This window comes from Plastoroseomonas hellenica (assembly GCF_018129085.1).
In the GTDB taxonomy this organism is placed as follows: domain Bacteria; phylum Pseudomonadota; class Alphaproteobacteria; order Acetobacterales; family Acetobacteraceae; genus Plastoroseomonas; species Plastoroseomonas hellenica.
In genome coordinates this window covers 61,701-84,451 of record NZ_JAAGBB010000022.1, presented here as the reverse complement: position 1 = coordinate 84,451, position 22,751 = coordinate 61,701, and the positions used below count along the sequence as shown (strand labels likewise).

The following is a 22,751-nucleotide window of genomic DNA, read 5'->3' as shown; positions in this document are numbered from 1 at the left end:
ACGGTTACCGTCAGGTCAGTGTGACAACTTTGAGCTGTGCAATTTCGCTTGCTCTCCCGCTCCGCGCGTAGGACGTTCCGTTTCTCAAACGGGAGAGCAGCGATGTCGCCGTCCGAAGTCCTGGGCTTTATCCGCGGTCCCACCACCCAACGCTTCCTGTGGACGACCGTCATCACCATCGGTTCCAAGACCACTGGCGTCGGCAATTTCACCATCGCGCAGGATGCCCGCGCCCAGGCTGACCAGCACGATATATTCCGCATCAGCGATGGCCTGCCGCAGGCCAACAGCCACGCCTTCCGCGCCGTCAGCGTCCCGATGCGCAACCGCGACACACTGGCTGCGGGCATCGACGGGCTGCAACTGCCCAATGTCGGCGAGGACATCATGGTGACGGGCATGCTGACGAGCTGCGCCTTCATGTATTCCACCGACAAGCGGAACATGCACTGCGCCCATATCGAGCCGACGCGCGCCGTGCTGCCCGCGGGCACCAATCGCGGCCTGGACCTTGGCGTGACGCTCACCACCGCGAACGCCCCCTTCACCAATGACGCCGGCGCAGTGCGCTTCTACACCCGCGTCGACTACGAAGGCCTGCACCACGTCAATATCCTGGGCGTGCGCCGCGGCGACGGCTGGTCGCTCTATGTGCAGGGCATCACCCCCGGGACCTCGACCATCGTCTTCGCGAAGCAGCTTATCTGATCGCCGGGCCGCGGCTCTCGAAAACCAGCATGCGGTTGCCCTGGTTCTGGAATTCGCCGGCCGGGGTCATGCCGATATCGGTCAATACCTCGACCGAGGCGATGTTGCTGTCCCGCGCCACCGCGATGATGCGCGGCAGGCCGGCGCGATGCCCGAAATCGAGCGCGGCGCGCGCCGCCTCCCGCGCATAGCCGTGGCCGCGGCATTCGGGCCAGAGCGCATAGCGCAGCGCGACGCCGCGCCCGTCCGGCCGTTCCATCAGCCCGCAGATGCCAAGGAAATCGCCGGCATCGCGCAGGAAGACGCACCAGGTGCCATAGCCGCGCACCGCCCAGAAATCGATGTCGTCCTCCAGCTCCTCCCGCGTGCGGTCCGGCGTGCGCACGCCGTGCAGCATGAGGTCGAAGACGCGCACATCGGCCTTCAGGCGGATGAGGTCGGCCAGGTTCTCCTGCCCCGGCGGCAGCAGCATCAGCCGCGCGGTGCGCAGGATGCGGCCCGGCCCCGCATGGGCGCCGGGCAGACCGCCTCCGCTCATCTCTGCAAGGGCCGGTACTTGATCCGGTGCGGCTGGTCCGCCGCCGCACCGAGACGGCGTCGCTTGTCGGCCTCATAGGCCTCGAAGTTGCCCTCGAACCACTCGACATGGCTGTCGCCCTCGAAGGAGAGGATGTGGGTCGCCAGGCGATCGAGGAACCAGCGGTCGTGCGAGATGATGACGGCGCAGCCGGCGAAGTCCTGCAGCGCCTCTTCCAGCGCGCGCAGCGTGTCGACGTCGAGATCGTTGGTCGGCTCGTCGAGCAGCAGCACGTTGTGCGGCTTCTTCAGCATCTTGGCCAGGTGCACGCGGTTGCGCTCGCCGCCCGAGAGCACGCCGACCGGCTTCTGCTGGTCGCCGCCCTTGAAGTTGAAGGCGGCGCAATAGGCGCGCGACGGCACCTGGCGCTTGCCCATGGTGATCAGGTCCATGCCGTCGGAGATTTCCTGCCAGACGGTCTTGGTGTCATCCAGGCTGTCGCGGCTCTGGTCGACATAGCCGAGCTCGACCGAATCGCCGATCGTCATGGTGCCGCCATCCGGCGTCTCCACGCCGGTGATCATCTTGAACAGCGTCGACTTGCCGGCGCCGTTCGGGCCGATGACGCCGACGATGCCGCCGGGCGGCAGCTTGAAGGACAGGTCGTCGATCAGCAGCCGGTTGCCGTAGCCCTTGCGGATGCCGTCCGCCACGATGACGGTATTGCCGAGGCGGGGCGCCGGCGGGATCTGGATCTCGGTCGGGTCGGGCGCCCTGTCCTGGCTCTTGGTCAGCAGCTCCTCATAGGCCTGGATGCGCGCCTTGCTCTTGGCCTGGCGGGCGGCCGGGCTGCGGCCGATCCATTCCTGCTCCTCGGCGAGCTGGCGCTGGCGGGTGCTCTCCTCCTTTTCCTCCTGCGCCAGGCGCTTGCGCTTGGCGTTCAGGTAGGCGGAGTAATTGCCCTCATAGGGGATGCCGCGGCCGCGATCGACCTCCAGGATCCAGTTGGTCACGTTGTCGAGGAAGTAGCGGTCGTGGGTGACGATCAGCACCGCGCCGCGATAGCCGCGCAGCGTCTTCTCCAGCCAGGCGACGCTTTCGGCATCGAGGTGGTTGGTCGGCTCGTCGAGCAGCAGCATCTCCGGCTTCTCGAGCAGCAGCTTGCAGAGCGCGACGCGCCGGCGCTCGCCGCCCGAAAGCGTGGTGACGGGGCTGTCGAAGGGCGGGCAGCGCAGCGCATCGAGCGCGATGTCGACGGTGCGCTCCAGCTCCCAGCCATTCGCCGCGTCGATCTTCTCCTGCAGCTCCGCCTGCTCGGCGAGCAGGGCATTCATCTCGTCCTCCGACATCTCGTTGGCGAAGGCTTCCGAGATGGCGTTGAAGCGCGCGAGCCAGCCCAGCAGATCGGCGAAGGCCTCCATGACGTTCTCGCCGACGGTCTTCTCCGGGTCGAGATGCGGCTCCTGCGGCAGGTAGCCGACGCGCACGCCTTCGGCCGCCCAGGCCTCGCCGCCGAATTCCTTGTCCTGCCCCGCCATGATGCGCATCAGCGTCGATTTGCCGGCGCCGTTCGGGCCGAGCACGCCGATCTTCACATCCGGCAGGAAGGAGAGGGTGATGCCTTTGAAGACCTCGCGCCCGCCCGGATAGGACTTGGTGAGATCTTTCATCACATAGGCGTACTGGTAGGCGGCCATGGCGGAGGGACCTGCGATGCGGGGGTTCGCCGCGTTCTAAGCGCCGGGGCGCGAGGCGACAAGCGTGACAGGCGCCGGGAAAGCGGCGGGGCATGGGCCCGGCAGGACTCGAACCTGCAACCAAACCGTTATGAGCGGTCCGCTCTGACCATTGAGCTACAGGCCCGTCCCCCTCTCCTTGCCGCGCGAATCACAAGGCGGCAAGCGGATTACTCCGCCAGAAACGCTCGGATGCGGTCGGAGAGCGGGCCCATGTTCGCGACCCCGTTCAGATGGCCGAGCGGCCCCGCCACCTCCGCGACCGCGACGGGGCGGCCGACGCGGCGGAGCGTCTCCACCATCTCCCTGACACCCTCGATCGGGAAGACGCGGTCATTGGCGGTCGGCACCACCAGCCAGCGCGCCTGGCTGCGGCGGAAAGCGGCCTCCGGGCTGTCATACTCGTTGAAGAAGAGCTGGTTCGCCCGCACCAAATAGAGGAAGGAGTTGGCGTCCGAGGTCCGCGCCCGGGCCGTGGCCGCGTCGTCCAGCCATTTCTCGATGGCGAAGCGGTCCAGCAGGTTGCGCGCGGGGTCGTTGCCCTCGGCTGGGCGCATGCCGAGGCCACGCGCCCATTGCCGGTCCCGCGACTGCAGGGTGACGATCCGGAGCGCCTCCGCCAGCCCCGCCAGCGGCGGCTGTCGGCCTTGGGCGTAGTAATCGCCCTGGCGCCAGTTCGGATCCATCCGGATCGGCGCTTCCCAGACGTCGAGCCAGGCGAGGTTCCAGGGATCGATGTCATGCGCGATCACCGGCATGACGCGCGCCACCATCTCCGGATAGGCGGCAGCCCATTCCATGGCCTGGAGCGCCCCCATCGACCCGCCGGCGACCAGCGCCAGCCGCCTGACGCCGAGATGGTCGAGAAGGCGCTTCTGCACCTCCACGAAGTCGCGCATCGAGACCACCGGGAAGGTCAGGCCGTAAGGCCGGCCCGTCGCCGAATCGAGGGTCGCGGGCCCGGTCGTGACGGTGTTCGGGTCCGGCACGTTCAGGTTCACGAGCGTGTCGGAGGAGATGACGAAGTAGCGGTCGGTGTCGATGGCCCGGCCCGGCCCGATGATCGCATCCCAGTAGCCGACCGGCCCCTGCGGACCGCCGAGCCGCCCGAAGGCGTGGCTGTTGCCGCTGAAGAAATGGGTGATGAGGATGGCGTTGTCCCGCGCCTCGTTCAGCCGGCCCGCGGTCTGGTAGCCGACGCGGGTATTGGCGATGGTCCCGCCGCCGCGGGTGCGGTAGCTGCCGGCTTCGAAGACCTGCTTCTGCACCGGCTCCTGCGCCCGCGGCCCCTGGCCTGGAAATACGGCCGGCAGAAGCAGCGCCGCGGCGAGCGCGAGCACCGTCAGGCGCAATTTCATGGAACTCTCCCCCAGAAAGCTTGTTTCGATACGGAGCCTATCAGACCGGGCGGGCCGCCGGGAAATTGCGCCATGGCGGGCCCGCTGCTATGCGGCGGCGCAGCATACCTTACCGGACTGGAGCCATCCCATGCGCCTCGACGCCATCCCCATCGGCAAGAACCCGCCGGAGGACGTGAACGTCGTGATCGAGGTCCCGATCGGCGGCGAGCCGATCAAGTACGAGCTCGACAAGGCCTCCGGCACGCTGTTCGTGGACCGCTTCCTCTACACGCCGATGCGCTACCCCGGGAATTACGGCTTCGTGCCGCATACCCTCTCCGAGGATGGCGACCCGATCGACGTGCTGATCGCCAATACCCGCCCGATCCTGCCGGGTGCGGTGATCAATGCCCGGCCGGTCGGCGTGCTGCGCATGGAAGACGATGGCGGCATGGACGAGAAGATCATCGCGGTGCCGTCCAGCAAGCTGACCAAGCGCTATGATTCCGTGAAGACGGTGACCGACCTGCCGCAGATCACCCTCGATCAGATCAAGCACTTCTTCGAGCACTACAAGGACCTGGAGCCCGGTAAATGGGTGAAGGTCCTGGGCTGGGGCGACGCCGCCGAGGCCCGCCGCCTGATCACCGAGGCTGTGGAGCGGGCAAAGGCTGAGTGATCTGAGCCGGTTGCGCGCTATGCGGAAGCCTGCCTAGGCTTCCCCTCAACCGGGTCCGGCGGAAGGACGCATGTCCTCCGCCACGGCCGGCCCGGAAAAATTGAGGGGGAGAATACCGTCTTGCTGACCTTGTGGTTGCTGGTGGCGATCGCGCTCGGCGCGCTCTCCATCGTCTATGGCGTGCTCACCGCCAAGGATGTGCTCGGGCGCGACGCCGGCTCGGCGCGCATGCAGGAGATCGCCCAGGCGATCCAGGAAGGCGCCCAGGCCTATCTGAAGCGGCAATACATCACGATCGGCCTGGTCGGCGTGGTGCTGGTCGTGCTGATCGCCTGGCGGCTCGGCATCACCGTCGCCATCGGCTTCCTGATCGGTGCCGTGCTGTCGGCGGCCGCCGGCTTCATCGGCATGAACGTCTCGGTCCGCGCCAATGTGCGCACCGCCCAGGCGGCGCTCGGCTCGCTGGCGGCCGGCCTCGACGTCGCCTTCAAGTCGGGCGCCATCACCGGCATGCTGGTCGCCGGTCTCGCGTTGCTCGGCGTCACCGTCTACTTCTTCATCCTGGTGGTCATCGGCGGCCATCCGATCAACAGCCGCGTCGTCATCGACGCGCTGGTGGCGCTGGGCTTCGGCGCCTCCCTGATCTCGATCTTCGCCCGCCTCGGCGGCGGCATCTTCACCAAGGGCGCCGATGTCGGCGGCGACATGGTCGGCAAGGTCGAGGCCGGCATCCCCGAGGACGACCCCCGCAACCCCGCCACCATCGCCGACAACGTGGGCGACAATGTCGGCGACTGCGCCGGCATGGCGGCCGACCTGTTCGAGACCTATGCGGTGACCATGGTCGCCACCATGGTGCTGGCCGCGATCACCTTCGCAGGATCCGAGCAGCGGATGGCGGAGGGCATGCTCTATCCGCTGGCGATCGGCGCGGTCTGCGTCGTCACCTCGATCGTCGGCACCTATTTCGTGAAGCTGCCGGCCAACCAGTCGATCATGGGCGCCATGTATCGCGGCTTCGTGGTGACCGGGCTGCTGTCGCTCGCGGCCCTGCTGCCGCTGACCTTCCTGATGTGGGGCACCGGCCCGATCACCGCGGGCGGCGTCACCTTCGGCGCCATGGCGCTGTTCTGGTGCGGCGTCGTCGGCCTGGCCGTCACGGCGGCGATCGTCTGGATCACCGAATACTACACCGGCACCAACTACCGCCCGGTGCAGGCAATCGCCGAGAGCTCGGTGACCGGGCACGGCACCAATGTGATCCGGGGCCTCGCGGTCAGCATGGAGAGCACGGCGGTGCCGGCGCTCATCATCATCACGGGCGTGCTGGTGACCTACAACCTGGCGGGGCTCTACGGCATCGCCGTCGCGGTCACCACCATGCTGGCGCTGGCCGGCTTCGTGGTGGCGCTCGATGCCTTCGGCCCGGTCACCGACAATGCCGGCGGCATCGCCGAGATGGCGGGGCTGCCCAAGGAGATCCGCCAGACCACCGACGCGCTGGACGCGGTCGGCAACACCACCAAGGCGGTGACCAAGGGCTATGCGATCGGCTCGGCCGGCCTCGGCGCGCTGGTGCTGTTCGCGGCTTATACCCAGGACCTGAACTACTTCGCGGCCAATGCGGCGACCTACCCGTATTTCGCGGGCATGGGGAACCTGACCTTCTCGCTGGCCGATCCCTATGTCGTGGTCGGGCTGCTGTTCGGGGGACTGCTGCCCTTCCTGTTCGGCGGCATGGCGATGACCGCGGTCGGCCGCGCGGCCATGGCCGTGGTGGAAGAGGTGCGGCGGCAGTTCCGGGAGAAGCCCGGCATCATGCAGGGCACCGACAAGCCCGATTACGGCCGCGCGGTCGACATGCTCACCAAGGCCGCGATCAAGGAGATGATCATCCCCTCCCTGCTGCCGGTGCTGGCGCCGCTGGTGGTCTATTTCGGGGTGAACGCCATCGCCGGGAAGGCAGCCGCCTTCTCCTCGCTCGGCGCCATGCTGCTCGGCGTGATCGTCACCGGATTCTTCGTCGCGGTCTCGATGACCACCGGCGGCGGCGCCTGGGACAACGCCAAGAAGTACATCGAAGACGGCCACCATGGCGGCAAGGGATCGGACGCCCACAAGGCGGCGGTCACCGGCGACACGGTAGGCGACCCCTACAAGGACACCGCCGGCCCGGCGGTGAACCCGATGATCAAGATCACGAATATTGTGGCTTTGCTCCTGCTAGCCATGCTGGCGCATAGCTAACAGCAGTTTTTTGTCTGCCCTCAGACGCCGGGCGGGGCGCATCCGCGCCCCTTGGCTTCCGCGCTGTCGGGGCGCGCCCGGCGCAAGGTCGGTCGCGCGCGGGCCGCATCGGCTGACGCCTCGCGGTCCGGCCTTTCCGGTGGCGGCCTGCGGCCGCGGGTGGTTGGCGTGCTATAGAAGAAGGCCGGCGGAGGGATCCGCCGGCCTTTCTTTGTTGCGAACCCTTGCATCCGGCCGGAAGGGCATATTTCCTTTTGTTCATGTTGCGCCTGCTCACGCCCCTGCTGCTGACGCTGCTCGCCGCGCTGCCGGCGCGGGCGCTGGAGACGGTGGCCGTCACCTCGCCCCGTGCGACAGTCACCATGATCACAGAGCCGGCGGCGATTGCTCCGGGCGTCCCCTTCCGCATCGCGCTGCGCCAGAGGCTGGCACCGGGCTGGCACACCTACTGGACCAACCCGGGCGATGCCGGGCAGCCGCCCGAGGTCACGCTCGCCCTCCCCGACGGCGCCAGCGCGGAGCCGATGCGCTTCCCGGCGCCGCAGCGCATCCCCTTCGGGCCGCTGGTGAATTTCGGCTACGAGAACGAGGCCGTCTTCACCATCCCGGTGACCCCGCCGGCGACGCTCCGCCCCGGCGACACCTTCTCCTTCACCGCGGACGCCAATTGGCTGGTCTGCGAGCGCATCTGCATCCCCGAGGAAGGCAGCTTCCGCGTCGACCTGCCCGTAGAGGCGGCGCCACGTCCGGATGCCGCCACCGCCGCCCTCTTCACCGCCGCCGAAGCCGCCGAGCCGCGCGCCGCGCCCTTCACGGCGCGGATCGGCTTCGAAGGCCGGCAGGGCGTGCTGGAAGTCGCGGGACCGGGCATCGAACCGGGCGCGGTGCGTGACGCCTTCTTCTTCCCCGCCGACTGGGGTGTGATCGAGAATGCCGCGCCGCAGGCCCTCGCGGTCCGCGACGGGGCGCTGACCCTGGCGCTCGCGCGCGGCAATGCCGAGGCGTTGCCGGTGCGGATCGAGGGCATCGTCGCCATCACCGATGCCGCCGGGGTGCGCGGCGCCTATACCGTCGGGGCGGTGCCGGGCGCGGTGCCGGCGGCCGGCGGCGGGCTGCCGCTCTGGCAGGCCGCGCTCTTCGCGGCGCTGGGCGGCCTGATCCTGAACCTGATGCCCTGCGTCTTCCCGATCCTCGCCATGAAGGCGGTGTCGCTGGCGCGGCTCTCGGGCGCGGCGCGGGGCGCAGTCAGGGCGCATGCGGCGAGCTACACGGCGGGCGTCGTGCTGTCCTTCCTGGCACTCGGCGGGTTGCTGATCGGGCTGCGCTTCGCGGGCGGCGCGGCCGGCTGGGGCTTCCAGTTCACGAGCCCGGTCTTCGTCGCCGGCATGGCCTGGCTGATGCTGGCGGTCGGGCTCAACCTCTCCGGCGTCTTCGCCTTGGGCGGGCCGGTCTCGGCCGGCAGCGGTCTCGCGGCGCGGGGCGGCCATGCGGGCTCCTTCTTCACCGGCGTGCTGGCGGTGCTGGTCGCCACCCCCTGCACGGCGCCCTTCATGGCCGCCGCGATCGGCGCGGCGCTGGCCATGGCGCCGGCGGAGGCGCTGACCGTCTTCGCGGCCATGGGGCTCGGCATGGCCGCGCCCTATGCCCTGCTCGGCCTGTTCCCCGGCGCGGCGCGGGTGCTGCCGAAGCCCGGGCTCTGGATGGAGCGGCTGAAGCAGGCCCTCGCCTTCCCGATGTACGCCGCCGCCGCCTGGCTGGTCTGGGTGCTGGCGGAGCAGGCCGGGCCCGGCGGCGTCTTCGCCGCGCTCTCCGGCGCGCTGCTGATCGGCTTCGGTGCCTGGGCACTCGGTGTCGCGCAGGCGCAGGGCTGGCGCTTCGGGCGGGTGGCCGCCGGCGTCGCGGTGATCGCCGCCCTGGCGCTGCTGCCCGGCCTCGGCGCCGTGCCACCCGCAGCCCAGGCCGCTGCCGAGGATGCGGGCGAGGCCTGGTCGGAGGCGCGGGTCGCGGCGCTCCGGGCCGAAGGCCGGCCGGTCTTTGTCAACCTCACCGCCGCCTGGTGCATCAGTTGCAAGGTGAATGAGCGCGTGGCGCTGCGCACCGATGCGGTGCGCGAGAGCTTCGCTGCCCAGAACGTCGCCTATCTGGTCGGCGACTGGACCCGGGGCGATCCCGCGATCACGGCGCTGCTGCGCGCGCATGGGCGCGACGGCGTGCCGCTCTATCTCTTCTACCCCGCGGGCGGCGGCGCGCCGCGCGTGCTGCCGCAGATCTTGACCGAAGGGATCGTGCGGCAGGCCCTCTCCGCGCCCAACAACAGCTGACCCCTTCCAACACACCACTGAGGAGAAGCGACATGACGATCATCAGCCGCCGCGCCGCCCTCATGGCCGCCGGGACCCTCGCTCTCACGCCCCGCCTCGCCGGCGCATCGCCCGCGATCGGCACCGCGGCACCCGACATCGCCCTCCCCGACCAGGATGGCGACATCAGGCGCCTCGCGGATTTCCGCGGCCGCGTCGTGGTCCTGGAATGGACCAATCACGAATGCCCCTATGTGCGGAAGCACTACGGCAGCACCAACATGCAGACGCTGCAGCGCCTGGCCGCCGGGCGCAACGCGGTGTGGCTCTCGATCGCCTCCTCTCCGGCCGGCGAGCAGGGCCATGTGACCGGCCCGCAGGCGAAGGAGCTGACCGCGAGCCGCAACGCCGCGCCGACCGCGGTGCTGCTCGATCACCGCAGCGCCGCCGCCCGCGCCTATCAGGCGACGACGACGCCGCAGATGTTCGTCATCTCCGCCGATGGCGTGCTGCGCTACATGGGCGGCATCGATTCGATCCGCTCCACCCGGATCGAGGACGTGGCCCGCGCCGAGCCCTATTTCCGCGACGCCTTCCTGGCCATCACCGAAGGCCGCCAGGTCACCCGCGCCAGCACCCCACCCTACGGGTGCGCTATCAAGTATGTGGATGCTTGATCCCCAAGCGTCGGAGTCGCCTTAAACCCCCGGCGCTCCCACCAAACCGCGGCCGCAGGCCGCCACCCATTCCTGCGGTGGCGAGGCGAAGCCGATGCCCCGAGGCCGCGAATGCGGCCCGCGCGCGACCAACCGTCGCGCTGGGCACGCCCTGACAGCGCGCTAGCCAAGGCCGCGGATGCGGCCGCCGGCGCCTGAGGTCATGAACAAAGGTGTTCGGGAACCTTGAGGCCGAGGCGCAGCGGCACTGGCCAGATTTCCCGAAGCGTGCGCAGCGGCGTGAAGCCGGCGGCGATGTAGTTGGGCAGCGCCCGGGGATGGTCGGCGGTGCAGGTGTTCACCGTCATCTGCCGCGGCGCCTCCGCCCAGGCCGCGTCGATGGCGTGGCGGAGGAAGGGCTTGCCCACGCCCTTGCCGATCGCCCAGGGCACCAGCCCGAAATAGCTGAGGTTCATGCTCTCCGGCAGGCGCCGCTCCAGCTCGTAGAAGCCGACCGGCTCGCCGCCGACATAGAGCACATGGATCGAGACGCGGGGCGGCGCGATCGCGTGCTGCAGCTCCCCGAGCTCCACGGTCCGGCGCATCCACCAGAGCCAGGGCGCGCCGACCGTGTCGTAGAGGTAGCGGTAGAACTGGGCCGAGCAATGATTGAGCCGCACCACCCGCGCCGCCGGCGGCAGCGCCGGCCCGGCTTCCGCCGGCGCCGATGCCATGCGCAGGAAGGTGACGTCGACGGCGACCTCCATCACCGCCTCACGCAGCGCGTCCACCTCAGTTGTCCAGGAAGGACCGCAGCTTCCGAGACCGGCTCGGGTGTTTCAGCTTGCGCAGCGCCTTGGCCTCGATCTGACGGATGCGCTCGCGCGTCACGTTGAACTGCTGGCCGACCTCTTCCAGCGTGTGGTCGGTGTTCATGCCGATGCCGAAGCGCATGCGCAGCACGCGCTCCTCGCGCGGCGTCAGGCTGGCGAGCACCCGGGTCGTCGCCTCGCGCAGGTTGGACTGGATCGCGGCATCGAGCGGGATGATCGCGTTCTTGTCCTCGATGAAGTCGCCGAGATGGCTGTCCTCCTCGTCGCCGATCGGCGTCTCGAGGGAGATCGGCTCCTTGGCGATCTTCAAGACCTTCCGCACCTTCTCGAGCGGCATGCCAAGCTTCTCGGCCAGTTCCTCCGGCTGCGGCTCGCGGCCGATCTCGTGCAGCATCTGGCGGCTGGTGCGCACCAGCTTGTTGATCGTCTCGATCATGTGCACCGGAATGCGGATGGTCCGCGCCTGGTCGGCGATCGAGCGGGTGATCGCCTGGCGGATCCACCAGGTGGCATAGGTCGAGAACTTGTAGCCGCGGCGGTACTCGAATTTGTCGACGGCCTTCATCAGGCCGATGTTGCCTTCCTGGATCAGGTCCAGGAACTGCAGGCCGCGGTTGGTGTATTTCTTGGCGATGGAGATCACGAGGCGGAGGTTCGCCTCGATCATCTCCTTCTTCGCCTGGGTCATGTCGCGCTCGCCGCGGCTGACCGTGGTGTAGACGCGCTTGAACTCGGCGACCGGCAGCCCGGTCTCCTGCGCGACCAGCATGATCCTGCCGCGGATCTGCTCGACATCGTCCGTGTGCTTGGCGACGAAGGTCTTCCAGCCCTTGGCCGGCAGCTTGGCCAGCCGCTCGAACCAGGTGGGGTCGAGCTCGGCGCCCTTCCATTGGGCCAGGAACTCGTCGCGCTTCACCTTGGCGCCATCGGCCAGCCGCATCACCTGGCCCTCGAGGCCCACCAGCTTGCGGTTCAGGCCCTTGAGCTGGTCGACCAGCTCCTCGATGCGGTTGTTGTGGAGGTGCACCTTCTCCACCAGCGCCACCAGCTCGCGGCGCTGCTTCTCATAGGTCTTCTCGCCGCGCGCCGCGTATTCCTCGCCGGAGGCATAGGCCTCCATGCGCTTGGCGGTCATCTTGTGCAGCTTGCCGTAGACGCTCTCGATCGCCTCGAAGGCGGCCAGCGCCTCGGGCTTCAGCTTCTCCTCGAGCGCCGAGAGCGAGAGGCCCATGCCCTCCCCCTCTTCGCCTTCCTCGAATTCCTCCTCGGCGGCGGCGGCGGTGCCGTCCGGGCTGTTCGCGGATTGCGTCGCCTCCAGATCGATGACGTCGCGCAGCAGCATGCGGCCTTCCTTGACCGCGTCATGCCAGCGGAGGATGGCCTGGAAGGTCAGCGGGCTCTCACAGAGCCCGCCGATCATCATGTCCCGGCCGGCCTCGATACGCTTGGCGATCGCGATCTCGCCCTCGCGGGACAGCAGCTCGACGCTGCCCATCTCGCGCAGGTACATGCGGACCGGGTCGTCGGTGCGGCCGAGGCTTTCCTCGTCGACGTTGCCGCCGCTCTCCTCCTCCTCGTCGTCCTTCTTCTCGGGCTTGGCGACCGCGGTCTCGCCTTCCTCGGTCTCCTCGGACTCGACCACGTTGATGCCGATGTCGGACAGCATCGCCATGGTGTCCTCGATCAGCTCGGAGGAGACCTGCTCGGAGGGCAGCGCCGCGTTCAGCTCGTCCACCGTGACGTAGCCGCGCTCCTTGCCGCGACCGATGAGCTTCTTCACGGCCGCCGACTGGGTGTCGAGCAGCACGCCCTCGACCGCTTCCTCGCGCGTCTCGGCCGTGTCACCGCCCGCCGCCACCTTGCTTGCCGCCATGCCTCGCCCGCTCCGTTCAATGCGCGGCTGGCCCACCGGGAATGCCGGCGGTCCGCGCGCTGATGCCTCTACCCTATGGGGAAGTCGCGGCGGTATCCGCCACGGCCTCGATCTCGCCCCGCCGCTGTGCGGCGATCGCCTCCGTCAGCCGCTGCAGCCGTAGCGCCGCGCCGGGGTCGTTGGTCGCGATCCAGTCCCGCTCCGCCGCGCGCTGGTCCTCGATCAGATCCGCCTCCCCGCGCAGGAGCAGGAAGAAGTGCCACCACCCTTCCTCGGCCTCCTTCGGCTGGGCCTCGGCTTGCGCTGCCTGCGGGAGGCCCTCGGGCCGCATCGCCCAGGCCAGCGCGTCGCTTTCCCCAGTGTGGGCGAGGTGGTCGATCAGGGCAGCGGAGTCAAGCGTCTCAATACCGGAAAGCCATGCGAAGAGGGCGTTGCGGAGCCGCGTGGCCGGGCCTTCGGGCAAATCGAGCAGCGCCAACGCCTCCTCCACCTGCGGCAGCAGCCAGGGATGGCGGATCAGGATCGCGAGCGCGCAGCGCGCGCCCTCGCTCCGCGCCTGGCCGGGATCCGGCGCGGCGCGGGCGATGCGAGGCGGCTTCGGCTTCTGGCCGGGACGGGCGCGCGCGGTGAAGAAGCGGTCGAGCAACATGCTGCGATACTCGGACGCCAGCGCCTTGTCCGGAATGGTGGCCGCCGCCGCCGCCAGGCGATGGCGCAGCGCCGCACGGGCTTCCGGCGTCTGCGGCGGCCGGCCGCCCGCGATCAGCGTGAACAGCGCCTCCGACAGCGGCTGCGCGGCATCCAGCACCGCCTGAAAGGCAGCCGGCCCGCCCTTGCCCACCAGCGTATCCGGATCCTCGCCGGCCGGCAGGGTGGCCAGGCGCAGCGTGCGCTCGGGCGCGAGCTGGGTCAGCGCCAGCTCCGCCGCCCGCGCCGCGGCGCGGGCACCGGCGGCATCGCCGTCGAAGCACAGGACCGGTTCCGGCGTCAGGCGCCAGAGCTCCTGCATCTGCTCGGCGGTGAGCGCGGTGCCGAGCGGGGCGACCGCGGCCCCGAAGCCCGCCTGGTGCAGCGCGATCACGTCCATGTAGCCTTCGACCGCGATCACCCGCGCGCCGCGGAAGGCAGCTTCCTTCGCGCCGTCCAGGCCGAACAGGGCGCGGCGCTTGGAGAATAGCGGCGTCTCCGGGCTGTTCACGTATTTGGGCTGCGCATCGCCGAGGGTGCGGCCGCCGAAGGCGATCACCCGGCCGCGCCGGTCGCGGATCGGGAAGATGACCCGGCCGAAGAAAAAGTCGCGCGGCGCCTCGCCGCCCTCGCCTTCCCTGACCAGCCCGGCCTCCAGGAGCTGCGCCGTCTCGACGCCTTCCGGCTTCAGGTCGGCGGCGATGGCGCCCCGCGTGCCAGAGGCCCAGCCGAGGCCGAAGGCGCGGATCGTCTCCGGCGTCAGGCCCCGCCGCTGCAGGTAGTCGAGCGCCGGGCGGCCCTCCGGCAGGTGCAGGCGGCGGGTAAAGGCCTCCTGCGCTGCCGCCATCACCGCATGCAGGTCGCGCGCCCGGCGGTCCCGTGCGGCGGCTTCCGGCGTCGGCTTCGGGACATCGAGCCCGGCCTCGGCGGCCAGACGCTCCACCGCCTCCATGAAGCCGGCGCCCTCGCTCTGCATGACGAAGCTGACCGCGTCGCCATGCGCACCGCAGCCGAAGCAATGGTAGTGGTCGTCATAGACGTAGAAGGAGGGCGACTTCTCGTTGTGGAAAGGGCAGCAGGCCTTCCAGTTGCGCCCCGACCGCGTAAGCCGCGCCCGCCGCCCGATCAGGCCGGGCAACGGGGTGCGGAGACGGAGTTCATCCAGGAATGAGGGGGAAAGCGCCATGGGAGCGCTCCTTATATCAACGGCGGCGCGCGTTGGCACGCGCACCGCCCCTCAAACGCCGGGCGCCGCGCATCCGCGCGGCTTGGCTTCGCCGGACTACCGGCGGGCCGCCTTCGCGGCCTCGGGCCGGTTGAGCAAACCGGCCCGCTTTGCATGATCACCCCCCGAGCTTCGCCTTCACCAGCGGCCCGGCCTTGGCCATGTCCATTTCCGCCGCGTGTCTCGCGCGCAGCACAGCCATCACCTTGCCCATGTCCTTGATCGAGGCCGCGCCAGCCTCCGCGATGGCGGCATCGACCGCGGCGGCGGTCGCGGCCTCATCCATCTGCGCCGGCAGGAAGCTTTCGATCACTGCGATCTCGGCCTCCTCCTTCTCCGCGAGCTCCGGACGGTTGCCCTGGCGATAGAGCTCGACCGCTTCGCGGCGGGATTTGGCCATGCCGCGCAGCATGGCAGCGATCTGCTCGTCCGGCACGCCAGGATCGGTCGGCGCCTTGCGGGCGGCGATGTCGGTGTCCTTCAGCTTGGCGAGGATCATGCGGATGGTGGAGGTCCGCGCGGCATCCTTGGCGAGCATCGACGCCTTCAGGGCCTCGGTGAAACGGGGGCGCAGATCCATGACGGCAGTCTCCTTAACGTCAGTAGCCCTCAAACGCCGGGCGGGCGGCATCCGCCGCCCTTGGCTTCGCGCGACTCCGCGCGGGCCGCATTCGCGGCCTCGGGCCGGTCAACAGACCGACCCGTTTACGATATAGGTCGCTGGGAAGTGGGAAATCAATTCCCGGGCCACCCATCGGATCGCGCTGGACCTGGGAAGTAATTTCCCAGATAGTGTCGACCATGCGCAGCGTGGAAGACATCATCGCCCTGCTGGGCGGGCCCGAAGCCGCAGCGACACGCTGCGGCGTCGGCACCGAGGCCATCCGGAAATGGCGCCAGGCTAAGGCCATACCGGCCAAGCACTGGCCCGCCATCCTGGCCGCCACCGGCCTGCCCTTCTCCGATCTTCCCGGCAATGCCCCTCTCCCGGAGCCCCTCATGGCCGATACCCCGTCCGCCGCCACCCCGCCCCAGGGCGCGACCGCGGTGCTCGTCCTCGCCGATGGCAGCGTCTTCTGGGGGGAGGGTTTCGGCGCCTACGCGACCGAGGTCGCCGAGATCTGCTTCAACACCGGCCTGACCGGCTATCAGGAGACGCTGACCGATCCCTCCTATGCCGGGCAGATCATCACCTTCACCTTCCCCCATATCGGCAATGTCGGCGCCAATGCGGAGGATATGGAAGCAGCGACCCCGGCCGCCCGCGGCCTCGTGGTGAAGCAGCCGATCACCGAGCCCTCCAATTGGCGGGCCCTCCGGCATCTGGATGACTGGCTGAAGTCGCACGGCATCGCCGGTCTGGCCGGCATCGACACCCGCGCCTTGACGGTCCGCATCCGCGACGGCGGCGCGCCCAATGGCGTGCTGAGCTTCCCCGCCGATGGCCGCTTCGACATCCCGGCGCTGATCGCCCAGGCCCAGGCCTGGCCGGGGCTCGAGGGCATGGACCTCGCGAAGGAGGTGACCACCCGTCAGTCCTACCATTGGGACGAGATGGAATGGGCCTGGACGCCCGAGCTTGCCCGCTCCGCGGGGGGTGGCTTTGCCCGGCAGGAAGCGCCGAGGCACAAGGTCGTGGCCGTCGACTATGGCGCGAAACGCAACATCCTGCGCTGCCTCGCCTCCGCCGGCCTCGACGTCACCGTGGTGCCGGCGACGGCGACCGCCGAGGAGATCCTGCGGCATGAGCCGGACGGCGTCTTCCTCTCGAACGGCCCGGGCGACCCGGCGGCGACCGGCGAATACGCGGTGCCGGCAATCCGAGGCGTGCTGGAGAAGCAGGTGCCGGTCTTCGGCATCTGCCTCGGCCATCAGCTCCTGGGCCTGGCGCTCGGCGCGAAAACCTACAAGCTCGACCGCGGCCATCGCGGCGCCAACCAGCCGGTGAAGGATCTGGCCACCGGCAAGGTCGAGATCACCTCCCAGAACCACGGTTTCGCGGTCGATCCGGAAACCCTGCCGCCGACCGCGCATGTGACGCATGTCTCGCTGTTCGATGGGTCGAACGAGGGGATCGCCAGCGACGCGCACCCGGCTTTCTCGGTGCAGTACCACCCGGAGGCCTCGCCGGGGCCGACCGATAGCCACTACCTTTTCCACCGCTTCGTTGATCTCATCGAGAAGCACAAGGGGAGGTAGACGATGTTCGATCTCAGCGGGCGCGTGGCGCTCGTCACCGGCGGCAATGGCGGCATCGGGCTTGGCATGGCGCGCGGGCTCGCGAAGGCGGGTGCGGCGGTCATGATCGCCGGCCGCGATGCGGCCAAGAACGAGGCAGCCCTGGCGGAACTCCGTGCCCTCGGCGCTGAGGCCGAGGCTGTCATCGCGGACCTGACGGACCCCGAGGCGGTGAAGGCGATGGTCGCCGAGACCGTCAAGATGCTCGGCGGGCTCGACATCCTCGTGAACAACGCCGGCACCAATATCCGTCGCCGGCCGGAGGAGTACCGGCTGGAGGACTGGCACACCGTGCTCGCCACCAACCTCACCAGCGCCATGCTCGCCTCGCAGGCGGCCTATCCGCATCTCAAGGCCAGCGGGCATGGGCGGGTGATCAACAACGGCTCCATGCTGTCGATCTTCGGCCTGCCGTTCCACGCCGCCTATGGCGCGTCCAAGGGCGGCGTCGTGCAGATGACGAAGTCGCTGGCCGTCGCCTGGGCGGCGGACGGCATCACCGTCAATGTGCTGCTGCCGGGCTGGATCGACACAGCGCTGACCCAGAAGGCGCGCGGCGACATGCCGACCCTGCATGAGGACGTGCTGCGCCGGACACCCACGAAGCGCTGGGGCGATCCCAAGGATTTCGAGGGGATCGCCGCCTTCCTCGGCAGCGATGCCAGCGCCTTCATCACCGGCGTTGCCATCCCGGTGGATGGCGGGTTCTCGGTGCACGGGTGAAGGCGGCCCTCCTCGGCCTCGCCGCCGCCGGCCTGTTCCTGGTCGGCGCCGCCGCGACCTCGGCCCCGGTCGATTGCGCGACGCCGGTCCTGCGCTCCGTCAGCCCGGACACCCGGCACCGGCTGGAGATCTGCCGCGGCCGCCTGTTCTTCGCGATGCCCGGCCAATCCGGCGACGCGCCCGGCATGGCGGTGCTGCGTGATGCCGATGGCCAGATCGAGGGCGTGGTCGCGCTCGCAATGCTGAACGCGGTCGAAGGCCCGCCGCGCTGGGAGGCCGATGCGGTGGCGCTGCCGCTGGTCGCCCGCATCGCCTACACGAGCGGCGGCGCGACGGTGCTGGGCGACGCCTTCTGGCGGCTGCGCACCTGGCTGCGCGCGGTGCCCCGCGACGAGGAATTCCGCTGATGCCGGCCGCCGAGACGCTGCTGGTCTTCGCCGCCCTCTCCTTCGGCCTGGCGGCGACGCCAGGGCCGAACATGCTCTATCTCGTCTCGCGCTCGCTCGCGCAGGGCACTGGGGCGGGTGTGGTGTCGATGGCCGGCTGCCAGTTCGGCTCGCTCGTCATCATGCTCTGCGCGGCGGCTGGCATCACCGCGGCGCTCTTCGCGATCCCGTTCGCCTGGGACGCGCTGCGCATCGGCGGCGCGCTCTATCTGGCCTGGCTGGCCTGGCAATGCCTGCGGCCCGGCGGCGACCCGATCTTCGCCCCGCGCCACCTGCCGCGGGAGCCGGCGCCGCGCCTCTTCGCCGTCGGCATGGCGACCGCCGCGCTGAACCCCAAGGTCGCGCTCTTCTACGTGGCGGTGCTGCCGCAATTCATCGATCCCGCGCGCGGCGACGTGCTGGCGCAGGGCATCATCCTCGGCGGCATTCAGATCGCGGTCTGCACGCTGTTCGATGCCGTCCTGGTCTGGGGCGCCGCCGGGGTCTCCCGCTTCCTGGGCGAGCGCCCCGGCTGGATGGCGGCGCAGCGCTGGCTGCTCGGCGCCGTGCTGGCCTTGCTCGCCGTGCGGCTGGTAACCGAGGGGCGGCGCTGATGTCGCTCTGGCTGATGCTGGCGCTGGTGCCCGTGGGCGCGCTCTACGCCTTCGCGACCGGCCGGCTGGCGCTCTCCGCACTGCGCCCGGCGCGCATCGAGGCGGTGCCGGTGATCATGGCGCTCTCCGCCATCGCGCATCTCATCGCCTCTCGCCTGCTGGGGCTCGGCCCGGTGCTGGCGCTGCTGGCCTTCTGGTCCTTCACCCATCTCGTCGCGCTGCCCTTCGTCGCGCGCGGCGTCCGGCCTGGTGGCGCGGGATGAGTGCGATCTTCCTCCTCGCCCTGGTCGTGGTGGCGCAGTTCGCGTTCTCGGTCCTGGCCTTCGCGGGACTCGCGCGGGTGACGCCACGCGTCGCGGCGGCGGTGATCGCACCGCTGCTCGCGATGCTCGCGGGCTTCGCCTTCGTCGCCATCGAGAGCCGGCGCATCCGGCCGGATGCCGAAGCGATTCACCTCCTGATGCTGTCGCCGCCCTTCGCCTTCGCCATCACCTTTCCCATCCTGGCTCTGCTGCTGCTCTGGGTGCTTGGCACCCGCCGGCGCGGCTGACGCCCCAGCCCACGAGGCCACCATGCCGAAGCGCACCGACATCCAGTCCATCCTGATCATCGGCGCCGGCCCCATCGTGATCGGCCAGGCCTGCGAGTTCGACTATTCCGGCGCCCAGGCCTGCAAGGCGCTGCGCGCCGAAGGCTACCGCGTGATCCTGGTGAATTCGAACCCCGCCACGATCATGACCGATCCGGGCCTCGCGGACGCGACCTATATCGAGCCGATCACCGTCGAGATGGTCGAGAAGATCATCGCAAAGGAGCGCCCGGATGCGCTGCTGCCGACCATGGGCGGGCAGACCGCGCTCAACACCGCGCTCAAGCTCGCGGAAGCCGGCGTGCTCGAGAAATACGGCTGCGAGCTGATCGGCGCCAAGGCCGAGGTGATCGACAAGGCCGAGGATCGGCAAAAATTCCGCGACGCGATGGCCAAGATCGGCATCGAGAGCCCGAAGAGCGAGATCGCGCATACGATGGAGGAAGCGCGGGCCGCGATCGAAATCGTCAAGCTGCCCTGCGTCATCCGTCCCTCCTTCACGCTCGGCGGCACCGGCGGCGGCATCGCCTACAACCGCGAGGAGTTCGAGCAGATCGTCGGCGCCGGCCTCGCAGCCTCCATGACCAGCGAGGTGCTGATCGAGGAGAGCGTGCTCGGCTGGAAGGAATTCGAGATGGAGGTGGTCCGCGACCGCGCGGACAACTGCATCATCGTCTGCTCCATCGAGAACCTGGACCCGATGGGCGTGCATACCGGCGACAGCATCACCGTCGCCCCGGCGCTGACGCTCACCGACCGCGAATACCAGCGCATGCGGGACGCCTCCATCGCCTGCCTGCGCGAGATCGGCGTCGATACCGGCGGATCGAACGTGCAGTTCGGCGTGAACCCGGCCGATGGCCGCATGGTCATCATCGAGATGAACCCGCGCGTCTCGCGCTCCTCGGCACTCGCATCCAAGGCGACCGGCTTCCCGATCGCCAAGATCGCGGCCAAGCTCGCCATCGGCTACACGCTGGACGAGCTGGCGAACGACATCACCCGCGTCACGCCCGCTAGCTTCGAACCCACCATCGACTATGTCGTGGTGAAGATCCCGCGCTTCACGTTTGAAAAATTCCCCGGCACGCCGGCGACGCTCACCACCTCCATGAAGTCGGTCGGCGAGACCATGGCGATCGGCCGGTCCTTCAACGAGGCCCTGCAGAAGGGGCTGCGCGGGCTGGAGACGGGGCTCACCGGCCTCGACGAGGTGGAGGTGCCGGGCGATGGCTCACCGCAGGCCTACCACGCCGCGCTGACCAGCCCGACGCCCGACCGACTGCTGGTCGCGGCCCAGGCGATCCGCGCCGGCGTGCCGCTGGCCGAGATCCACGAGGCGTCGAAGTTCGACCCCTGGTTCCTGCGCGAGATCGAGAAGATCGTCCTCGCGGAGCAACGTGTGACCGAGGCCGGATTGCCGAAGGACGTCGTGGGCATGCGCCGCCTGAAGGCCATGGGCTTTTCCGACACGCGGCTCGCGAAGCTGATCGGCGCGGTGGAGGCCGATGTCGCCGCGGCCCGGGAGCGGCTCGGCGTGCGGCCGGTCTACAAGCGCATCGACACCTGCGCCGCCGAATTCGCCTCCGACACGCCCTATATGTACTCGACCTACGAGGGTGGCTTCGGTGAGCCGGTCTGCGAATCGCGACCGACGGAGCGCGAGAAGATCATCATCCTCGGCGGCGGCCCCAACCGCATCGGGCAGGGCATCGAGTTCGACTATTGCTGCGTCCATGCCGCCTATGCGCTGCGCGAGGCCGGGTTCGAGACCATCATGGTCAACTGCAACCCGGAGACGGTCAGCACCGACTACGACACCTCCGACCGGCTCTATTTCGAGCCTCTGACCGGCGAGGACGTGATCGCGCTGATCCGCAAGGAACAGGCGAAGGGAACGCTGCTCGGCTGCATCGTGCAGTATGGCGGGCAAACGCCGCTCAAGCTCTCCCAGGCGCTGCACAAGGCAGGGATCCCGATCCTCGGCACCAGCGCCGAGGCGATCGACATCGCCGAGGATCGCGAGCGCTTCCAGATCCTGCTGAAGGGCCTCGGCCTCAAGCAGCCGCAGAACGGCATCGCCCGCAACCTGGACGAAGCGGTCCATGAGGCGGAGCGCATCGGCTATCCGGTCGTGGTGCGCCCATCCTACGTGCTCGGCGGCCGCGCCATGGAGATCGCGCACAACCGCGAGCAGCTCCTCCGCTTCGGCAAGGAGGCGGTGCGCGTCTCCGGCGAGAACCCGATCCTGATCGACCAGTACCTGGCGGATGCGATCGAGGTCGATGTCGACTGCATCGCCGACGAGGCCGGGATCGTCTACGTCGCCGGCGTCATGGAGCATATCGAGGAAGCCGGCATCCATTCCGGCGACAGCGCCTGCTCCCTGCCCCCCTATTCGCTGCCGCCGGCGATCGTCACCGAGCTCAAGGCCGAAACCGAGGCGATGGCCCGCGCGCTGAAGGTCAAGGGCCTGATGAACGTGCAATACGCGGTGAAGGACGGCGAGATCTACGTGCTGGAGGTCAATCCCCGCGCGTCGCGCACCGTGCCCTTCGTCGCCAAGGCGACCGGCGTCGCGGTCGCCAAGATCGGCGCCCAGGTGATGGCGGGCGCGAGCCTGAAATCCTTCAAACTCGACGACGACGCCATCAGCCGCCACGTCGCGGTGAAGGAGGCGGTCTTCCCCTTCAACCGCTTCCCGAACGTGGACGTGATTCTGGGGCCGGAGATGAAGTCGACCGGTGAGGTGATGGGCCTCGACGTCTCCTTCGAACGGGCCTTCCTGAAGTCCCAGCTCGGCGCCGGCGTGAAACTGCCGGAGGCCGGCACCGCCTTCGTTTCGGTCAAGGACGGCGACAAGGCGGCCGCGGTCTCCCTCGCCCGCCGCCTGACCGAAATGGGCTTCCGGGTCATGGCAACCCGCGGCACCGCCGGCCGCCTGCGGGAGGCCGGGATCGAATGCACGGTGGTCAACAAGGTGCTGGAAGGCCGCCCACATTGCGTGGATGCCATCAAATCCGGCGAAATCCAGCTCGTCATCAACACCACGGGCGGTGGGCAGAGCGTGGCGGACAGCTTCAATATCCGCCGCAACGCCCTGACCCATGGGGTGCCGCATTACACGACGGTCGCCGGCGCCCGGGCCGCGGTGCACGCGATCGCGGCACTGAAAGCCGGAACCCTTGATGTGGCGCCCCTCCAGGCCTATTTTGCACAGTCGTTCTGATACGCACGGGGGGTCCGAAAGGCTCCTCCGCGCGACCTGGGCCATAATGGCCCGGGCACTTGGTTTGATCGTGTGATTCAGGCTTTTCGGCCGATGAAGCCTGAAGCCATCACACTCTATCGGCCAAACGCC

Annotated in this window: 19 protein-coding genes and 1 tRNA gene; 12 read left to right on the top strand and 8 right to left on the bottom strand. The window is 69.2% G+C overall.

Annotated features, from left to right (window positions below):
* Positions 1 to 102 precede the first annotated feature (102 nt).
* Positions 103 to 708 carry a hypothetical protein gene (locus GXW71_RS18545; RefSeq protein ID WP_211854040.1) on the top strand — a complete coding sequence of 202 codons (606 nt, stop codon included), beginning with the start codon at positions 103 to 105 and terminating at the stop codon, positions 706 to 708.
* Here the strand turns inward: GXW71_RS18545 and GXW71_RS18540 are convergent.
* The 4 genes from GXW71_RS18540 to GXW71_RS18525 all read right to left on the bottom strand — a co-directional run bounded on the left by GXW71_RS18540 (position 701) and on the right by GXW71_RS18525 (position 4,319).
* The gene (locus GXW71_RS18540) at positions 701 to 1,246 is read right to left on the bottom strand and encodes a GNAT family N-acetyltransferase (protein ID WP_211854039.1); all 546 of its coding nucleotides are present in this window, start codon (positions 1,244 to 1,246) and stop codon (positions 701 to 703) included. The genes GXW71_RS18545 and GXW71_RS18540 overlap by 8 nt on opposite strands.
* Positions 1,243 to 2,922 carry an energy-dependent translational throttle protein EttA gene (ettA, locus tag GXW71_RS18535; protein ID WP_211854038.1) on the bottom strand — a complete coding sequence of 560 codons (1,680 nt, stop codon included), beginning with the start codon at positions 2,920 to 2,922 and terminating at the stop codon, positions 1,243 to 1,245. The genes GXW71_RS18540 and ettA overlap by 4 nt, the downstream gene beginning before the upstream one ends.
* Before the next feature lie 93 nt (positions 2,923 to 3,015).
* Positions 3,016 to 3,088: transfer RNA gene (locus GXW71_RS18530), tRNA-Ile, on the bottom strand.
* 43 nt (positions 3,089 to 3,131) lie between these two features.
* A complete protein-coding gene (locus GXW71_RS18525; protein WP_211854037.1) occupies positions 3,132 to 4,319 on the bottom strand; it encodes an E22 family MetX-like putative esterase in 1,188 nt (395 codons plus the stop codon).
* A gap of 130 nt (positions 4,320 to 4,449) precedes the next feature.
* Between GXW71_RS18525 and ppa the strand changes: the two genes are divergently transcribed.
* The 4 genes from ppa (at position 4,450) to GXW71_RS18505 (ending at position 10,204) form a co-directional block, all read left to right on the top strand.
* Positions 4,450 to 4,980 carry an inorganic diphosphatase gene (gene ppa, locus GXW71_RS18520; RefSeq protein WP_211854036.1) on the top strand — a complete coding sequence of 177 codons (531 nt, stop codon included), beginning with the start codon at positions 4,450 to 4,452 and terminating at the stop codon, positions 4,978 to 4,980.
* A 120-nt stretch (positions 4,981 to 5,100) separates the two neighbouring features.
* Positions 5,101 to 7,227 carry a sodium-translocating pyrophosphatase gene (locus GXW71_RS18515; RefSeq protein WP_211854035.1) on the top strand — a complete coding sequence of 709 codons (2,127 nt, stop codon included), beginning with the start codon at positions 5,101 to 5,103 and terminating at the stop codon, positions 7,225 to 7,227.
* A 260-nt stretch (positions 7,228 to 7,487) separates the two neighbouring features.
* Positions 7,488 to 9,548: a protein-disulfide reductase DsbD family protein gene (locus GXW71_RS18510; protein ID WP_211854034.1), complete on the top strand. Its 2,061-nt coding sequence runs from the start codon at positions 7,488 to 7,490 to the stop codon at positions 9,546 to 9,548.
* A 32-nt stretch (positions 9,549 to 9,580) separates the two neighbouring features.
* On the top strand, positions 9,581 to 10,204 hold the full coding sequence (locus tag GXW71_RS18505; RefSeq protein WP_211854033.1) for a redoxin domain-containing protein: 624 nt from the start codon (positions 9,581 to 9,583) through the stop codon (positions 10,202 to 10,204).
* Positions 10,205 to 10,404: 200 nt separating this feature from the next.
* Here the strand turns inward: GXW71_RS18505 and GXW71_RS18500 are convergent, their stop codons facing one another.
* From GXW71_RS18500 to GXW71_RS18485, 4 genes are all read right to left on the bottom strand, one after another.
* Positions 10,405 to 10,974: a GNAT family N-acetyltransferase gene (locus tag GXW71_RS18500; RefSeq protein WP_367617329.1), complete on the bottom strand. Its 570-nt coding sequence runs from the start codon at positions 10,972 to 10,974 to the stop codon at positions 10,405 to 10,407.
* A 1-nt stretch (position 10,975) separates the two neighbouring features.
* Positions 10,976 to 12,889 carry an RNA polymerase sigma factor RpoD gene (gene rpoD, locus GXW71_RS18495; RefSeq protein WP_211854032.1) on the bottom strand — a complete coding sequence of 638 codons (1,914 nt, stop codon included), beginning with the start codon at positions 12,887 to 12,889 and terminating at the stop codon, positions 10,976 to 10,978.
* Between the two features lie 73 nt (positions 12,890 to 12,962).
* The gene (dnaG, locus tag GXW71_RS18490) at positions 12,963 to 14,762 is read right to left on the bottom strand and encodes a DNA primase (protein ID WP_211854031.1); all 1,800 of its coding nucleotides are present in this window, start codon (positions 14,760 to 14,762) and stop codon (positions 12,963 to 12,965) included.
* A gap of 157 nt (positions 14,763 to 14,919) precedes the next feature.
* On the bottom strand, positions 14,920 to 15,381 hold the full coding sequence (locus GXW71_RS18485; RefSeq protein ID WP_211854030.1) for a GatB/YqeY domain-containing protein: 462 nt from the start codon (positions 15,379 to 15,381) through the stop codon (positions 14,920 to 14,922).
* A 221-nt stretch (positions 15,382 to 15,602) separates the two neighbouring features.
* Between GXW71_RS18485 and carA the strand changes: the two genes are divergently transcribed.
* From carA to carB, 7 genes are read left to right on the top strand one after another with little or no spacing between them, the layout of a single operon-like run.
* A complete protein-coding gene (gene carA, locus GXW71_RS18480) occupies positions 15,603 to 17,000 on the top strand; it encodes a glutamine-hydrolyzing carbamoyl-phosphate synthase small subunit (protein ID WP_211854029.1) in 1,398 nt (465 codons plus the stop codon).
* A 3-nt stretch (positions 17,001 to 17,003) separates the two neighbouring features.
* The gene (locus tag GXW71_RS18475) at positions 17,004 to 17,762 is read left to right on the top strand and encodes an SDR family NAD(P)-dependent oxidoreductase (protein WP_211854028.1); all 759 of its coding nucleotides are present in this window, start codon (positions 17,004 to 17,006) and stop codon (positions 17,760 to 17,762) included.
* A complete protein-coding gene (locus tag GXW71_RS18470) occupies positions 17,759 to 18,169 on the top strand; it encodes a hypothetical protein (RefSeq protein ID WP_211854027.1) in 411 nt (136 codons plus the stop codon). The genes GXW71_RS18475 and GXW71_RS18470 overlap by 4 nt, the downstream gene beginning before the upstream one ends.
* Positions 18,169 to 18,801 (top strand): LysE family translocator, encoded by a 633-nt coding sequence (locus tag GXW71_RS18465; protein ID WP_211854026.1) that lies wholly within the window; start codon positions 18,169 to 18,171, stop codon positions 18,799 to 18,801. The genes GXW71_RS18470 and GXW71_RS18465 overlap by 1 nt, the downstream gene beginning before the upstream one ends.
* Positions 18,801 to 19,064 (top strand): hypothetical protein, encoded by a 264-nt coding sequence (locus tag GXW71_RS18460; RefSeq protein WP_211854025.1) that lies wholly within the window; start codon positions 18,801 to 18,803, stop codon positions 19,062 to 19,064. The genes GXW71_RS18465 and GXW71_RS18460 overlap by 1 nt, the downstream gene beginning before the upstream one ends.
* On the top strand, positions 19,061 to 19,351 hold the full coding sequence (locus GXW71_RS18455) for a hypothetical protein (RefSeq protein ID WP_211854024.1): 291 nt from the start codon (positions 19,061 to 19,063) through the stop codon (positions 19,349 to 19,351). Before GXW71_RS18460 ends, GXW71_RS18455 begins: the two co-directional genes overlap by 4 nt.
* 22 nt (positions 19,352 to 19,373) lie before the next feature.
* On the top strand, positions 19,374 to 22,619 hold the full coding sequence (carB, locus tag GXW71_RS18450; protein ID WP_211854023.1) for a carbamoyl-phosphate synthase large subunit: 3,246 nt from the start codon (positions 19,374 to 19,376) through the stop codon (positions 22,617 to 22,619).
* Positions 22,620 to 22,751: the final 132 nt, after the last annotated feature.

Excerpts from the sequence above, each read along its gene's own strand:
- GXW71_RS18545 (WP_211854040.1), top strand. The coding sequence starts at position 103 with ATGTCGCCGTCCGAAGTCCTGGGCTTTATCCGCGGTCCCACCACCCAA.
- GXW71_RS18540 (WP_211854039.1), bottom strand. The coding sequence starts at position 1,246 with ATGAGCGGAGGCGGTCTGCCCGGCGCCCATGCGGGGCCGGGCCGCATC.
- ettA (WP_211854038.1), bottom strand. The coding sequence starts at position 2,922 with ATGGCCGCCTACCAGTACGCCTATGTGATGAAAGATCTCACCAAGTCC.
- GXW71_RS18525 (WP_211854037.1), bottom strand. The coding sequence starts at position 4,319 with ATGAAATTGCGCCTGACGGTGCTCGCGCTCGCCGCGGCGCTGCTTCTG.
- ppa (WP_211854036.1), top strand. The coding sequence starts at position 4,450 with ATGCGCCTCGACGCCATCCCCATCGGCAAGAACCCGCCGGAGGACGTG.
- GXW71_RS18510 (WP_211854034.1), top strand. The coding sequence starts at position 7,488 with ATGTTGCGCCTGCTCACGCCCCTGCTGCTGACGCTGCTCGCCGCGCTG.
- GXW71_RS18505 (WP_211854033.1), top strand. The coding sequence starts at position 9,581 with ATGACGATCATCAGCCGCCGCGCCGCCCTCATGGCCGCCGGGACCCTC.
- rpoD (WP_211854032.1), bottom strand. The coding sequence starts at position 12,889 with ATGGCGGCAAGCAAGGTGGCGGCGGGCGGTGACACGGCCGAGACGCGC.
- dnaG (WP_211854031.1), bottom strand. The coding sequence starts at position 14,762 with ATGGCGCTTTCCCCCTCATTCCTGGATGAACTCCGTCTCCGCACCCCG.
- GXW71_RS18485 (WP_211854030.1), bottom strand. The coding sequence starts at position 15,381 with ATGGATCTGCGCCCCCGTTTCACCGAGGCCCTGAAGGCGTCGATGCTC.
- carA (WP_211854029.1), top strand. The coding sequence starts at position 15,603 with ATGCGCAGCGTGGAAGACATCATCGCCCTGCTGGGCGGGCCCGAAGCC.
- GXW71_RS18475 (WP_211854028.1), top strand. The coding sequence starts at position 17,004 with ATGTTCGATCTCAGCGGGCGCGTGGCGCTCGTCACCGGCGGCAATGGC.
- GXW71_RS18465 (WP_211854026.1), top strand. The coding sequence starts at position 18,169 with ATGCCGGCCGCCGAGACGCTGCTGGTCTTCGCCGCCCTCTCCTTCGGC.
- GXW71_RS18460 (WP_211854025.1), top strand. The coding sequence starts at position 18,801 with ATGTCGCTCTGGCTGATGCTGGCGCTGGTGCCCGTGGGCGCGCTCTAC.
- GXW71_RS18455 (WP_211854024.1), top strand. The coding sequence starts at position 19,061 with ATGAGTGCGATCTTCCTCCTCGCCCTGGTCGTGGTGGCGCAGTTCGCG.
- carB (WP_211854023.1), top strand. The coding sequence starts at position 19,374 with ATGCCGAAGCGCACCGACATCCAGTCCATCCTGATCATCGGCGCCGGC.